This window comes from Methanimicrococcus stummii (genome assembly GCF_032594435.1).
Taxonomy (GTDB): Archaea; Halobacteriota; Methanosarcinia; order Methanosarcinales; family Methanosarcinaceae; genus Methanimicrococcus; species Methanimicrococcus stummii.
Window position 1 is genome coordinate 1,756,645 of record NZ_CP131062.1, and the last position, 13,692, is coordinate 1,770,336.

22 protein-coding genes are annotated in these 13,692 nt (G+C 45.7%); 20 read left to right on the plus strand and 2 right to left on the minus strand.

Features of this window, described 5'->3' with window-relative positions:
* Positions 1-31: 31 nt before the first annotated feature.
* Both MmiEs2_RS08045 and MmiEs2_RS08050 read right to left on the minus strand, forming a co-directional pair.
* Positions 32-1,132: a radical SAM protein gene (locus MmiEs2_RS08045; protein ID WP_316559349.1), complete on the minus strand. Its 1,101-nt coding sequence runs from the start codon at positions 1,130-1,132 to the stop codon at positions 32-34.
* Between the two features lie 16 nt (positions 1,133-1,148).
* Complete coding sequence (locus MmiEs2_RS08050) at positions 1,149-1,916, minus strand: ribonuclease III family protein (RefSeq protein ID WP_316559350.1); 768 nt, start codon at positions 1,914-1,916, stop codon at positions 1,149-1,151.
* Between the two features lie 674 nt (positions 1,917-2,590).
* On the opposite strand from MmiEs2_RS08050, the gene MmiEs2_RS08055 reads away from it, so the two are divergent.
* From MmiEs2_RS08055 to MmiEs2_RS08150, 20 genes are all read left to right on the plus strand, one after another.
* Positions 2,591-3,325: a Pycsar system effector family protein gene (locus tag MmiEs2_RS08055; protein ID WP_316559351.1), complete on the plus strand. Its 735-nt coding sequence runs from the start codon at positions 2,591-2,593 to the stop codon at positions 3,323-3,325.
* Positions 3,326-3,892: 567 nt separating this feature from the next.
* Entirely contained in the window at positions 3,893-4,906 is a 1,014-nt protein-coding gene (gene rpl3p, locus MmiEs2_RS08060; protein WP_316559352.1) for a 50S ribosomal protein L3, read from the plus strand.
* Positions 4,907-4,911: 5 nt separating this feature from the next.
* Positions 4,912-5,685: a 50S ribosomal protein L4 gene (rpl4p, locus tag MmiEs2_RS08065; protein WP_316559353.1), complete on the plus strand. Its 774-nt coding sequence runs from the start codon at positions 4,912-4,914 to the stop codon at positions 5,683-5,685.
* Positions 5,682-5,930, plus strand: a complete 249-nt coding sequence (locus MmiEs2_RS08070) for a 50S ribosomal protein L23 (protein WP_316559354.1) — start codon at positions 5,682-5,684, stop codon at positions 5,928-5,930. Before rpl4p ends, MmiEs2_RS08070 begins: the two co-directional genes overlap by 4 nt.
* A gap of 10 nt (positions 5,931-5,940) precedes the next feature.
* The gene (locus MmiEs2_RS08075; RefSeq protein WP_316559355.1) at positions 5,941-6,657 is read left to right on the plus strand and encodes a 50S ribosomal protein L2; all 717 of its coding nucleotides are present in this window, start codon (positions 5,941-5,943) and stop codon (positions 6,655-6,657) included.
* Positions 6,658-6,666: 9 nt separating this feature from the next.
* Positions 6,667-7,083 (plus strand): 30S ribosomal protein S19, encoded by a 417-nt coding sequence (locus tag MmiEs2_RS08080; protein ID WP_316559356.1) that lies wholly within the window; start codon positions 6,667-6,669, stop codon positions 7,081-7,083.
* A 10-nt stretch (positions 7,084-7,093) separates the two neighbouring features.
* Complete coding sequence (locus MmiEs2_RS08085) at positions 7,094-7,549, plus strand: 50S ribosomal protein L22 (protein ID WP_316559357.1); 456 nt, start codon at positions 7,094-7,096, stop codon at positions 7,547-7,549.
* Position 7,550: 1 nt separating this feature from the next.
* Positions 7,551-8,528, plus strand: coding sequence for a 30S ribosomal protein S3 (locus MmiEs2_RS08090; protein ID WP_316559358.1), 978 nt, complete (start codon positions 7,551-7,553; stop codon positions 8,526-8,528).
* On the plus strand, positions 8,528-8,734 hold the full coding sequence (rpmC, locus tag MmiEs2_RS08095; RefSeq protein ID WP_316559359.1) for a 50S ribosomal protein L29: 207 nt from the start codon (positions 8,528-8,530) through the stop codon (positions 8,732-8,734). Before MmiEs2_RS08090 ends, rpmC begins: the two co-directional genes overlap by 1 nt.
* Positions 8,735-8,737: 3 nt before the next feature.
* Complete coding sequence (locus tag MmiEs2_RS08100; RefSeq protein ID WP_316559360.1) at positions 8,738-9,118, plus strand: ribonuclease P protein component 1; 381 nt, start codon at positions 8,738-8,740, stop codon at positions 9,116-9,118.
* A gap of 10 nt (positions 9,119-9,128) precedes the next feature.
* Entirely contained in the window at positions 9,129-9,461 is a 333-nt protein-coding gene (locus tag MmiEs2_RS08105) for a 30S ribosomal protein S17 (RefSeq protein WP_316559361.1), read from the plus strand.
* The gene (locus MmiEs2_RS08110; RefSeq protein ID WP_316559362.1) at positions 9,458-9,856 is read left to right on the plus strand and encodes a 50S ribosomal protein L14; all 399 of its coding nucleotides are present in this window, start codon (positions 9,458-9,460) and stop codon (positions 9,854-9,856) included. The genes MmiEs2_RS08105 and MmiEs2_RS08110 overlap by 4 nt, the downstream gene beginning before the upstream one ends.
* 11 nt (positions 9,857-9,867) lie before the next feature.
* The gene (rplX, locus tag MmiEs2_RS08115; protein WP_316559363.1) at positions 9,868-10,230 is read left to right on the plus strand and encodes a 50S ribosomal protein L24; all 363 of its coding nucleotides are present in this window, start codon (positions 9,868-9,870) and stop codon (positions 10,228-10,230) included.
* A gap of 5 nt (positions 10,231-10,235) precedes the next feature.
* Positions 10,236-10,934, plus strand: coding sequence for a 30S ribosomal protein S4e (locus tag MmiEs2_RS08120; protein WP_316559364.1), 699 nt, complete (start codon positions 10,236-10,238; stop codon positions 10,932-10,934).
* 14 nt (positions 10,935-10,948) lie between these two features.
* The gene (locus MmiEs2_RS08125; RefSeq protein WP_316560248.1) at positions 10,949-11,446 is read left to right on the plus strand and encodes a 50S ribosomal protein L5; all 498 of its coding nucleotides are present in this window, start codon (positions 10,949-10,951) and stop codon (positions 11,444-11,446) included.
* Between the two features lies 1 nt (position 11,447).
* Positions 11,448-11,600 (plus strand): 30S ribosomal protein S14, encoded by a 153-nt coding sequence (locus MmiEs2_RS08130; protein WP_133517082.1) that lies wholly within the window; start codon positions 11,448-11,450, stop codon positions 11,598-11,600.
* Positions 11,601-11,611: 11 nt separating this feature from the next.
* The gene (locus tag MmiEs2_RS08135) at positions 11,612-12,004 is read left to right on the plus strand and encodes a 30S ribosomal protein S8 (RefSeq protein ID WP_316559365.1); all 393 of its coding nucleotides are present in this window, start codon (positions 11,612-11,614) and stop codon (positions 12,002-12,004) included.
* 15 nt (positions 12,005-12,019) lie between these two features.
* Positions 12,020-12,547, plus strand: a complete 528-nt coding sequence (locus MmiEs2_RS08140) for a 50S ribosomal protein L6 (RefSeq protein ID WP_316559366.1) — start codon at positions 12,020-12,022, stop codon at positions 12,545-12,547.
* A gap of 11 nt (positions 12,548-12,558) precedes the next feature.
* Positions 12,559-13,026 carry a 50S ribosomal protein L32e gene (locus MmiEs2_RS08145; protein WP_316559367.1) on the plus strand — a complete coding sequence of 156 codons (468 nt, stop codon included), beginning with the start codon at positions 12,559-12,561 and terminating at the stop codon, positions 13,024-13,026.
* A gap of 4 nt (positions 13,027-13,030) precedes the next feature.
* Positions 13,031-13,471 (plus strand): 50S ribosomal protein L19e, encoded by a 441-nt coding sequence (locus MmiEs2_RS08150; protein ID WP_316559368.1) that lies wholly within the window; start codon positions 13,031-13,033, stop codon positions 13,469-13,471.
* Positions 13,472-13,692: the final 221 nt, after the last annotated feature.

The window sequence follows — 13,692 nt, forward strand, 5'->3', positions numbered from 1 at the left end:
AATGAACCGCATCATTCAAATTTTTGTCGAATTACTTCAACTGAATAAATCGGCTGACTGCATCTTTATTTTCAAAAAGAATGCATCCGCCGCCGTGATGTTCCTGTTCTAAAATGCCGTCTTCTCTTAATTTTCTGAAAAGCGGTGACTCTAACGCTTCCAAAAGCGTATGGTCTTTTAAATTCACATCCGAATATGGTGAAAACGGACACGGCTCGGCGCCGCCGGACGCGTTGATGTAGAAAAATCCCCGGCCGGCCGCAAGACAGCCGTCCAGATATTTTTCATCGTCGGGAAACGCCATAAAAATAATATTTTTGAATTTGGACCGAAGCGTTTTCATTTGCTTTCCCTGAAATTCTCTGTCAAAATCGGTCAAAACAAGCGTTTCGCTGCCCGATTGCGCCGGAACGTATTCGACAAAAAACACCAACGAATATCCTTTTGATTCCAAATTTCCGACAAATTCGACATCTGTTGCCGTTTGAATATTTCGATTTGTCAGCGTGATTGACGCGCCGAAGAGAATGCCCGCCGCCTTCATTTTTTCAGCGGCGGCTTCAATTTTTTCATAAACACCGCCGCCGCGACGTAAATTTGTTTCCTCTCTTTTTCCTTCGATGCTTAACACAGGAATCAAATTCCGATTGTCATCAAAAAAGCGAATCATTTCATCATCAAGCAACGTTCCGTTTGTAAAAACCGGAAAAATAATTTGAGGAAATTCGGCGGCGGTCTTTAAAATATCTTTTCGAATCATCGGCTCGCCGCCGGCTAAAAGAATAATGGATATGCCGAGATCATCCGCCTGCGAAAAAATATTTTTCCATTCGTCAGCCGACATTTCATTGCTTTTCGGCGAATCGCTGTCGCCGCAAGCATCAAACGCGCGAGAATAACAGCCGCTGCATCGGAGATTGCATTGCGCCGAGATGCCGGTGATGATAAACGGCGGAATATGAATTCCTTCCGTTTCCAACGCGTCTCTTCTTTTTGAATCTTCTTTCAGCGCGGGAATTACTTTTGAAATAAATTTGCGCTCTTTTTCATTCCGAAACGTTTTGCCCATCGCGATTAAAGCCGCAGCGTCAATTGCATTTGACATCATATGATTCAGTTTCGGGAGATTCATTTTATGTTACCTTTTGTTATTTTTCCATCAAACCGATTCGAATCAGCTGGCGGTTGATTTTTTCGGCGGCTTTGGTTTCGGCATCGGATTTCGTTTTTCCTTCGCCTTCGCCGGCAATGTCATTTTTCAGTCCGGTGATTTCTTTCGGGAGCAGGTATCCCATCACGAATGTTCTGTCATGAGACGGTCCGTCTTCTGAAATCATAAACGATTCCGGGCGGAATCCCGAATAATGCTGCTGGCAGAATTCATACAATTTCACTTTTGGCGAAACCAAAGATTTCATTGATTTTTCGGCTTCTTTTTTATTGACGATAAATCGGTAAACAAAGGTTTCCGTCTCGGAAAGCCCACTGTCCAAGTAAATCGCACCGACGACCGCTTCCAAAAATGTTGAATTCATTTTTTTGGATCGCCCAACAATTCCTTTTTCTATGATTAAATACTCGTCCCATCCGTTTTTCTTTACAATTTTTTCAAGCTTTTCGTCACAAACCAAATGAGATTTCAGACTTGTCAGCTGCCCCTGTTCCAATTCCGTGTAATTCTTAAACAAGAATTCCGAAACGATAAAATCCAAAACCGCGTCCCCAAAAAAGGCGGTCCTTTTGTTTGACGCTTGAATGCGAGCCCCTTCAAGCCGTGATATGTCATCAAAAACATACCCGATTTCCGCTTCGAATTGCTTAAGCGCGTCAAAAGAATCATTTTCTTTTTTCATTTCCTCATCTTCCGGTGTCAGTTGAAAATTTAATTGAGCCGGCGTTTTTTCGTTTTTATCCATTATAATTCAACTCCTCGTTTCGTTTTTAAATCATTTTTGCTGCGTTTTTTAAACCGTTTTATTATTCCGGTTCGTTTTTAAGTTCGTTTTGTTAAAATTATCTTTAGTTTAATTTTAAGTTTAATTTTAAATTTATTTTAAATTTAGTTTAATTTTAAATTTAATTTTAAGCTTATTTTAAGCTTAATTTCAATGTAAATTGTTTTTATAACTTTTAAAGTTGTTTTTCTTTGTTTTACATATGTTCGCCCATTGTTCTAATAATTATTTCTCAGTTTATATATTCTCACTTTTCAAATTTAGTATTTTCATTTTAAAAATACATCTCTTTTAAAAATTATTTTCTTTATATAATTATTCTTATCATTGTTCAATGTGTTTGGTATACTTTTTATACCTTTTCATAGCTTCAATTTTGATTAAATTTATTCATGTCTTCATATTTTATTTTAAATCAGTCGGCTTCGTATTTTTAAAAAACTCGGGTTTTGACAGGTTTCAAAAATTATATATCCTTTTCAGCCTATTTTATTGTATTGTATTTTATAATTATGTTGTATGTTTTAATTATGTTGTATGTTTTAATTATGTTGTATGTTTTAATTATGTTGTATGTTTTAATTGCATATTCTAATTGTATATTTTATCGTTTAATACTCAACGGGTGGATTATTGTGCGGGATTTTCTTTATCAAACTTATGATATGATTCTTGAGCGGCTTCGTTACGCTGAAGCCAAAAACACAATCATTGTCACACTTCTCGGCGTTCTCATCATCGGTGCTTTTCGTATTTACGATGAAACGCCGTACCGTCCGGAAATCGCGACAATTTATTTTTGGAGTTTTTTGGTTTTCGCATCACTCGGAATCATCACGGTGATTACCTCTTTCATGCCGAATATCAAACTTCAATATCTTTACAAATCCAAAGATCCGCTGCCGACTGACAGTTTGATTTATTACGAACACGTCGCTAAATTCGACGATGCAAAACAGTATATTTCAGCTGTCAATCACACTTACTTTAACGATGAAGAAACTGCCGGCAATTTGGATTACGATTTGGCGGCTCAAATCATATTGAATTCACGATCAGTTTACCGCAAATCCGTTCTCTCTTACTATTCCATCGTCTTTACGGTCTGCGCCATTTTGACGCCGATCGTCGGCGGTTTATATATTCTCTTCTCGAGTTACTTCTACTGGTCTTCCAATGACAAAGGTAAAACAACACTCAAATTCGGCAGAAAGAAAAAAGCCAAACAAACGGAAGAAATCAAAGAAATCCGGCACAATCCGCGCTATAATTTCAGCCGGTATTTCAGGCCGCCGAAGAGAAATGTTCGGGAAACAAAAACCGTAAACCAAAAAGTAAATGAAGATCAAACAGATAAAAAGTCGAAATAAATCATAAGTCAAAAGTAAATGTCAAATAACTGAAAGTCAGAAGTAAAATGAAAATCCAAAATCTTTTTCATTTTTCCTTTCTGACTCTTCCTGATTTTCTTTTTGAAATCATTCCTTTTTCATGGAATATCTTTAAATACTACTTATTCTATTCTCAGACCGTCTTACTTATTAACAAGCGAAATCCGCTTGTCTAATATTAATCCGGTGAGAACTCGTAGGAACAACATAAGTGTCAGGGCCAATTCGTATGAATGCCCGATCTCGCTTTTTAAGCGGGAAACACGGAAATGTTATAAATTAATATTTTTCGTTGTCGATGTTGTGGATGGATTAAATTAGATTAACCGAAATGAGCTGCCGATGCAGCGCTCATTTATGCATCCGGTTAAGAAGTGTAATATATTAGTCATTAAAGAATTCACTCGAAAAGTGATTATGTTCTTTATTGTTCTTTTTTACTTCTCAATCGTTTTTGCGTTTTTTGGTTTTTCAAATCTGCCATGATGTCTGACCTAGTTGTTTTTGCTCCCGGGAATTCGACAGTATAACCATAGGAGTCAAAAAATGTCAAGCATACACAGACCTGACAGAGGTTCACGCGCTTACAGCCCTCGCAAGAGAGCAAAAAGCCACATCCCCAGATTCAGATCCTGGCCGGAAGCCTCCGGGGAACCCAAATTACAGGCATTTGCAGGATACAAAGCAGGTATGACTCATGTCATTATGATCGATGACATCAAGAACAGTCTTACCAACGGTGCGGAAATTTCTGTTCCGGTAACCATTATCGAAACACCCGCAATCCATGTTGCAGCTATCCGCGCGTACGTGAAAAACACATACGGCGAAGTCGCAGCAGCAGAAGCCTGGACAACCGCCCTTGAACCGGAATTGGAACGCAGATTACGCGTCCCGAAAACCGACAAGACGGCTGACGCATTTGCCAAGATCGAAGAATTGATTGCAAGCGGCGATGTTACCGACATTCGTGTCATTACCTACACGCAGCCCAAATCAATCGCAAGCATTCCCAAGAAAGTTCCCGATGTCATGGAAACAGGCATCAGCGGTACCGACATGAGCGCTAAGTTCGAATACGCCAAATCTATTCTCGGCACGGAAATCAAATTCACCGATGTCTTCAAGAACGGCGCAATCGTCGACACAGCAGCCATTACGACCGGTAAAGGAACACAGGGTCCCGTTAAGAGATGGGGCATTTCCCTCATGAAAGGAAAACACTCCCGTCAGGGCAGCTTGAGACAGATCGGTACACTCGGTCCGTTCCGCCCCGCACACGTGCAGTGGCAAGTTCCCGCAATGGGTCAGACCGGCTATCACCAGAGAACCGAATACAACAAACGCATTTTGAAGATCGGCGAAGACGGCGCTGAAATTACGCCCGCAGGCGGAATTATCAACTACGGTCTTGTCAGCGGCGAATACATCCTTATCAAAGGAAGCGTTCCCGGCCCGGCCAAAAGATTGATCCGCATCAGAGACCCGATCAGATACCAGAAAGCACAGCCGGGTGAGCCGCAACTCGTTCACATCAGCGTGCAGTCTCAGCAGGGGTGAATTAAATGGCAACAGCAAAAATTTTAGATTTATCAGGCAAGCCGGTCGGCGAAATTGAACTTCCGACAGTCTTCTCCGAAGATTACCGCCCGGACCTTATCAAGAAAGCCGTTTTGGCCGCTCAGGCAAACAGAAGACACCCGTACGGTCCCACACTCTACGCCGGCATGCAGACCTCTGCAACAGGCTGGGGTTCAGGCCGCGGCGCTTCTCACGTCCCGAGAATTGTCAACGGTTCCCGCGCAGCGCGTATCCCCCACGCAAAAGGAGGTCGCCGCGCCCACCCGCCGAAACCCGAAACGGATTATTCCGAAAAAGTCAACAAAAAGGAAAGACGCATGGCTGTCAGATCCGCAATCGCTGCAACCTGCAACGAAGATCTCGTCATCACACGCGGTCACATCTTCATGACTGAAGAACTTCCGATTGTTGCCGACAACGCTTTTGAAGCAATTTCCAAAACAAAAGATGTCGTTTCTTTCTTTGAAGCCATCGGCGTTTACGACGATGTCATCCGCGCAAAAGTCGGACGTACAATCCGTGCCGGCCGCGGTAAAATGAGAGGAAGAAAATACAAGAACAAAAAGAGTCTTTTGCTCGTTACAGGCCCGAATGCAGCTGTTTCCAAAGCCGCAAGAAACTTGTCCGGTGTTGATGTCGCAACCGTTGCGGAACTCAACGCAGAGCTTCTCGCGCCCGGTACACACGCAGGCCGTTTGACCGTTTGGACAAAAGCCGCCATCGACCAACTGACAGAAAAGGAAGGTGTTTTGGAATGATGTCGATTAAATATCCGTTCATTACAGAAAAGGCCATGCTCCACATGGAAGACAGTAAACTTCAGGTCATCGTCGATTTCCGTGCCAACAAGCACCAGATCAAATCCGACATGGAAGAGCTTTACGGTTTTAAGGTCACAAACGTCAGAACCATGACCACCATGAAAGGACAGAAAAAAGCAATCATCACGTTCGAAAAGCCGGATGCAGCCCACGAAATTGCGACCAGGCTCGGATTGGCATAAGGTGGTATAAATGGGTAAACGAATTATCGCACAGAGAAGAGGTAAAGGAAGCCCGACTTTCCGCGCGCCTTCTCATAAATTTAAAGCAGAATTAATGCATCCCGTGACGGCTGCCGGTACGACCTTAAACGGAACCGTCATCGATGTTGAACACGACCCGGCAAGAGCCGCGCCGATCGTTAAAGTTTTCTTTGACAACGGTGTCTCTCAGCTTTTGATCGCCTGCGAAGGCATGTCTGTCGGACAGGCAGTCGCTTGCGGCCCCGAAGCTGAAGTGAAAGCCGGAAACATTCTCCCGGTCGGAAAGATCCCCGAGGGTGTTTTGGTCTGCAACATTGAAGGAAAGCCCGGAGACGGCGGAAAATTCACAAGATCCTCTGGAACTTATGCAACCGTTGTCTCTCACGAAGAAAACAGAACATCCGTTCAAATGCCCTCCGGTGTGTTGAAATGGTTCAACCCCGAATGCCGCGCATTGATCGGTGTGGTTGCCGGCGGCGGACGTGTTGAAAAACCGTTCCTTAAAGCAGGTAAGAAATTCCACAAAATGAAAGTTCGTGCAAAGAGATTCCCGCGTGTCAGAGGTGTCGCTATGAATCCGAGAGACCACCCGTTCGGTGGCGGTAACAGACAGCACCCCACGCGCTCGACAACAGTCAGCAGAAACGCACCCCCGGGAGCTAAAGTCGGTCACATTGCCGCGCGCAGAACCGGAAAGAGACGTTAAGGTGATATTATGGCAGCAAAAAAATCAGGATCATCAAGATTACCGAAGCGTAAGGGTGAGTATACTTACCGCGGAAAAACCATTGCTGAGCTTCAGGCTTTAAGCATTGAGGAATTCGCAGAACTTCTCCCCTCACGCGAGAGAAGAACGATTAAGAGAGGTTTCACGGAAGTCCAAAAGAAAGCCCTTGCGGACATGCGTGACGGAAAGGAAATCAGAACGCACACACGCGGAATGATTATTCTTCCGGAAATGGTCGGCAAAACAATTTCCGTCTATGACGGCAAGAAGTTTGTCAGCATCGAAATCCAGCCTGAAATGGTTGCTCACCGCTTCGGTGAGTTCGCTCCGACAAGAAACAGAGTTTCCCACGGAAGCGCAGGTGTCGGTGCAACCCGTTCCAGTAAATTCGTTCCGTTGAAGTGAGGTGTGAAAAATGGGAAGACTTAACTATGCAGTAAAAGCCGATCCGGAATCCACTTCCAAAGCAACGGCTTCCGAACTCCATATCTCTTTTAAGAAAACAAGAGAAATTTGCCACCACATTCAGGGAATGAAACTGACGCAAGCGCAGGCATTCCTCAATGATGTCGTTGTCATGAAAAAGGCAGTTCCGTTTAAGAGACACACCGACGGCTCCGGTCACAAGAAAGGACCGATGGCCAACGGTAAATACCCCGTCAACGCCTCCGTTGAAGTGTTAAAAGTCTTGAGAAACGCGGAAAGCAACGCCGAATACAAAGGACTCGAACCCTCCCGCATGTATGTCAAAAGCATCCGTGCCAACAGAGGAAGAGTCATTCGCGGATATTTCCCCAGAGCTCGCGGACGCGCCTCTCCGAAAAACACCACCACGGTGAACATTGAAATCATTTTGAGCGAGGTGCTCTAATATGGCAGTTGAGAAAAAATTCGTGAAAGACGGTTACACCAAAGCTTCTTTGGATGAACACTTCGCAAAGCAGCTCGGCAGATCCGGCTACGGCGGAATGAACATGAGCAGAACGCCGCTCGGCACACAGATTACGATCTATTCCGAAAAACCCGGTATGGTTATCGGAAAAGCCGGCAAAGTGATCCGCAAACTCACACAGGACGTTATTGACATCTACGGTGTCGACAACCCCCAAATTGACGCTCAGGAAGTTAAAAAATCCGAGCTCAACGCACAGATTATGGCCAACCGTTTGGCTTCCTCAATTGAAAGAGGATGGTACTTCAGAAAAGCCGGTACCAACACCATCCGCGCCGTTATGGCAGCAGGTGCGCTCGGCTGTGAAGTTATCATTTCCGGTAAATTGACCGGCGCCCGTGCCAGAACCGAAAAATTCATTGACGGATACGTGAAGCACTCCGGCCACCCGGCAGAGCAGATCGTTGACACCGGCTACGCCGTTGCCGTCAAGAAACTCGGAACTCTCGGCTGCCGTGTTAAAATCGTTCAGCCCGGTGCAATTTTGCCCGACGCATTCAAGATGATTGAAGGCGTCGTTGCAGCGCCCGAAGCGGACGATGCAGTTGCCGCCGCAGAAAACACCGCCGCGCCCGCAGAAGCAGCAGCCGAAACAGCAGCTGTTACAGAAGACGCAGCAGTGTGCGAACCCGAAACAGTTGTTGTTGAAGAAACAGTCGTGACGGAAGTTGTTGATGCAGAAGGCGACGTTGTCGCTGTTGAAGTCACCGAAACCGAAGTTGTTGCCGAAGTTTGCGTCGAAGAAGGCGCATCCGCCGGCGAAGGCGACGAAATCGTTGTCGAAGATTCCGACATTGACGAAATCAGAAGACTCGTTGAAGGCGTTTGGCAGCACAAACACAACGAATACGACTACTGGCACCCGATGGCCCGCGTTCACAAGGAGGCTAAGAAATAATGGCAATCTTAAGAACCAGCGACATCCGCAAGATGTCAGCAGACGAAAGAATTGACGAAATCAAAAAGTTGAATGACGAATTGATCCGCGAACGCGCTTTGACTTCCGCCGGCGGCGCTCCCGAAAACCCGGGACGCATCGGTGAAATCAAAAGAACAGTCGCACGCATCAAGACGATTCAAGTTGAGATGAAAGATAATTCATAACGAATGACACAAATTGAGATCACACCTGCAGAGCTGCCCTATCACGAATTGATCGGACTGCTTGTTAAGGTGGACAGTTCTTGCGACCCGACAATAAACGGTCTTTCCGGACTCGTCGTTGACGAAACCCGAAATACGCTTGAAATTGAGACGGATTTTCAATCCGATCTCACTTCTGTCACCGAGCTCCGAACAAGTTCGGAGCCGATTGACACCGCGCATTCGCGCGTTGTCATCGTTCCCAAGGCGGGAACGGTATTCGTATTTACCATTCCGGAAAGGATCTCTCAAACAGGCCGTAACATATCCGTAAAAATCGATGGAAACATCACGCTCTCACAACCCCAAAATCGGATAAAGAACTTAAAGAAATCAAGAAAATGAGGCTAAATTTATGGCAAGAGATATTGGATTAGACGTTCCGGAACCCACAAAGGTTTGCGACGACGTTAACTGTCCGTTCCACGGAAAACTCCCTGTCAGAGGGCAGATCCTGGTCGGCACCGTCATCAGCACCAAGATGGACAAATCCGTCGTCATCGAAAGAAGTTATGAGAAAATGGTACCCAAGTACCAGAGATATGAAAAGCGCCGCACAATTATGCACGCGCACAACCCCCACTGCTTAAACGCGAAAGTCGGCGACGTTGTGACGATTGCAGAGTGCCGCCCGATCAGCAAGACAAAATCATTTGTCGTTGTTAAAGTTGAGGGGGCTAAAGAATGAAAGCAATTCGCTCAAACATTCCGAGAGCCTTAAACGCCGGCGCACGCATTGACTGCGTTGACAACACAGGCGCGAAAGTCCTTCAGATTATCTCCGTTAAAAAATACCGCGGTGTCAAAAACAGATACCCGCGTGCCGGTGTCGGCGACTTGTGCGTTGTTTCCGTTAAGAAAGGAACGCCTGAAATGAGAAAGCAGATCTTTCTCGCGGTCGTCGTCCGCCAAAAGAAGGAAATCAGAAGACCCGACGGTATCCGCATTTGTTTCGAAGACAATGCGATGGTTCTCGTCGACGAATCCGGTATTCCGAAAGGCACCGACATTAAAGGTCCGGTCGCCAGAGAAGTTGCAGAACGTTTCCCGAAAGTCGGTACAACCGCTTCTATTGTTGTCTGAGGTGATTTCAAATGTTTACTACATCTAAACAACCCAGAAAACAAAGAAAGGCAAGATACAACGCCCCGCTTCACCAGAAGCAGAAATTCATGGGCGCACGCCTCAGCAGCGACTTGTCCGTCAAATACAACACGCGCTCAGCACCCGTCATTACCGGCGACACTGTCACCGTTATGCGCGGCGACTACAAAGGCGTGTCCGGAAAAGTTGAAAAAGTCGATCTCCACGCAGGCACAATCCATGTCTCCGGTGTCGTCTCCACGAAAGTGAACGGCGAAGAAGTCCCGAGACCGGTTTACCCGTCCGTCGTGATGATCACGAAGCTCGAACTGAAAGACAAAACGCGCGAAGAACGCATTCGCGGAAAGGAGTGAGTTAAATGCACCAAAAGAGAATGTCAATGCCGACCAGCTGGAGAGTCCCGAAAAAGACTAACAAATGGATTACGGCAACAAGCCCCGGTCCGCACAGCAAACAAGCAAGTCTTCCGCTCGTTGTCATTTTGCGCGACATGTTAAAGATTGTGGATAACGCTAAAGAAGCCAAGCAGATCCTTTTGGAAAAGAAGGTTCTCGTTGACGGCACCGCCCGCAAGAGCTTGAAGTTCCCGGTCGGTCTTTTCGACGTTATTGCAATTCCGGCAAACAATCAGTATTATCGTATGTTGCAGGACTCCAAAGGCCGTCTCTATCTCAACACAATTGACGATGAGCGCGCCAAATTCAAGGTCTGCAAAATATTGAACAAGACCACCGTGAAGGGCGGCAAAACTCAGTTGAACCTCCACGACGGAACCAACATCCTCGCGTCCGAAGACTACAAAACCAAGGACACGATTAAAATTTCACTTCCGGACAAACAAATTCTCCAGAAGTTGGAATACAAGGTCGGAAACCTCGCCATGATCACAGGCGGCCGTCACAGCGGTATGGTCGGAACGCTCAAAGAAATCAATGTCATCAAAAGTTCTAAGAACAATGTCGTGACGATTTCAGGAATTGATTCAGATATTGAAACCATCGAAAACTATGTTTTCGTAATCGGTGAAGACAAACCAGTTATTAAATTGGGTGAATAAATATGACAAACTCTATGAGAACTCCTGTCATTGAAAAAGTCGTTGTCCACATGGGTGTCGGCGAAAGCGGTCAGCACCTTGTCGATGCAGAAAACATACTTGCGGAAATCACCGGACAAACAGTTATTCGCGCCTTCGCGAAAATGACTGCTCCGGCATTCGGCATTCGTAAAAAAGAGCCGATCGGCTGTAAAGTGACTTTAAGAGGCGAGAACGCGGAAAGCTTCCTCACAACCTCTTTAGGCATTGTCGAGAACACTCTTCGAGCCTCCCAATTCGATATCAACGGAAACGTTTCCTTTGGTATTGAAGAACACACGGATTTCCCCGGTATGAAGTATGATCCGAACATTGGTGTTTTTGGTATGGACGTCGTTGTCGTCCTCAAAAGACCCGGTGACAGAATCAGCAAAAGACGTATCGAGAAGAGAAAAGTCCCTGCCGGACACAAAATGAACAAGGAAGATGCAATCGCATTCCTGACGGAAAATTACGGTGTGGAGGTCGTCTAAAATGGTACAAACTAAGAAGAGCTTCGGAAGAGGTGCAAATGAATGCAAACGCTGCGGCCGCAAGCAATCGCTTGTCCGCAAATACGGCATTTACTTGTGCAGACACTGCTTCAGAGAAGTTGCCCCGAAGATGGGCTTTAACAAATACAGCTGAGGTGACAAGATATGGTATTATTTGATCCCTTGGCTGACGCATTGTCCGTTATTAAGAACGCAGAAAAAGTCGGAAAGACCTCTTGTGTCATCCGCCCTGCTTCTAAAGTGATCGGCAATGTTTTGAACGTGATGAAAGAAGGCGGCTACCTTGAGTCTTTCGAATTTATCGAAGACGGCAAAGCCGGTGTCTTTGAAGTGAAACTTGCAGGCGCAATCAACGACTGCGGCGCGATTAAGCCCCGCTACTCCCTGACTCTCGATGATTTCGAGAAGTGGGAAAAGAGATATTTGCCCGCAAAGAACTTCGGCGTTCTTGTATTGACCACGTCTAAAGGTGTTTTGTCTCACCACGAAGCACGTGAACAAAATGTCGGCGGAAAGCTGCTTGCCTATGTCTACTAAGGGGGAAACTGAAAAATGGCAAAAGAAATTTCCAGATCAGTTGAAGTTCCCGCAGGCGTGACCGTGTCATACGACAACCGTGTCGTGACTGTTAAAGGTCCCAAAGGCGAAAACACCAAAGAATTGTATTATCCCGGCATTGTGATTTCCATCAACGAAGGCGAAGTTCTTGTTGATTCCGAAATCATACGCAAGAATTACAAGGCAATGGTCGGCACCTACGCTTCTCACATCAACAACATGATTAAAGGCGTGACGGAAGGCTTCGAGTACAAGATGAACATCGTTTACTCTCACTTCCCGATGCAGACAAAAGTCGAAGGTAAAACTTTCGTGATTAACAATTTCCTTGGGGAAAAGAAGTCTCGCGTTGCGAAGATTGTCGGCAGCACCGCTGTCAAGATCAACGGCAACAGCGTTGTTGTTTCGGGTATCTGCAAGGAAGATGTCGGCCAGACAACGGCAAACATCGAACAGAAAACCAAAATCAAGAGATTTGACCCGCGTGTTTTCCAGGACGGAATTTATGTGGTGGAGAAATAAAGGTGATTTAAATGACAGAAGAAAATATTCAAGAAACTGTTGAAAACGTCAATGCTGACGCACCCGCTGTCTCAACCAATTTGCTTGATGCGGACCCTGAGTTCAGACGTTTGTTCAAAGTCAGAAAAGTTCAGAAAGGCAAGAAACCGTCTTTCCACAAACAAAACCACCACAAGTTCAAGAGATTGACAAAATCGTGGAGACGCCCGCGCGGTCTTCAGAGCAAGCAGCGCCGCGGCTACCTCGGTAAAGGCTGTATCGCAACTGTCGGCTACGGAAGCCCTGTCTTAACGAAAGGTCTTCACCCGTCCGGTTACGATGAGGTTTTGGTTTACAATGTGGACGACCTTGTTCTCGTCGATCCCGAGATTGAAGCTGTCAGAATCGGCGGCAAAGTCGGCGGTAAGAAGAGAGCTGAAATCGTTGCGAAATGCAGGGAATTCAACATTAAAGTCTTAAACCCGGGAAAGGAGGAATAATCTTATGGCGAATTTGAAAAACCAGAGAAGAATGGCCTCCCAGGTTCTCGACTGCGGTTCTGACCGCGTTTGGCTCGACCCGGCAAGAATGGAAGAGATCGGCCAGGCAATTACCCGTGAAGACATTCGCGGATTAATCGCCGAAGGCGCCATCAAAGCCAAGAAAGTCAAAGGTGTCAGCCGCGGACGCGCAAGACTTGTCGCTGAAAAGCGCAAGTACGGCCACAGAAAAGGTCCCGGTTCCAGAAAGGGTAAGAAAGGCGCCAGAACATACAGCAAAGGTTTGTGGATGAAGAAAATCCGCGCACTCAGAAGAAGACTCAAAGAAATGCGCGCCGATGAAACCATCGACAAGACAACCTACTGTAAATTCTACAGAAAGGCAAAAGGCGGCGAATTCAGAAACGTCGCTCACCTTGAAGCCCACATTAAAGTTGAAGAATAATTTAAAAAAAGTGTGTCGCAAGACACATTTTTACTTTCTTTTTTTTGAAAATTTCGTTTGGTGAGCGAAAGCTGTGTTTCGGGCTGCAACTGTTCTGTTTATGTTTTCGTTAAATTCGTGGGGGGCGAATCTCCAACGCCTCCTTTTGTTCACTTCGTTCTTTCAAATAAAACAAAAAAACGAAACCGTTTAAAATTTCTAATTCCAATTTTTCCGATTTA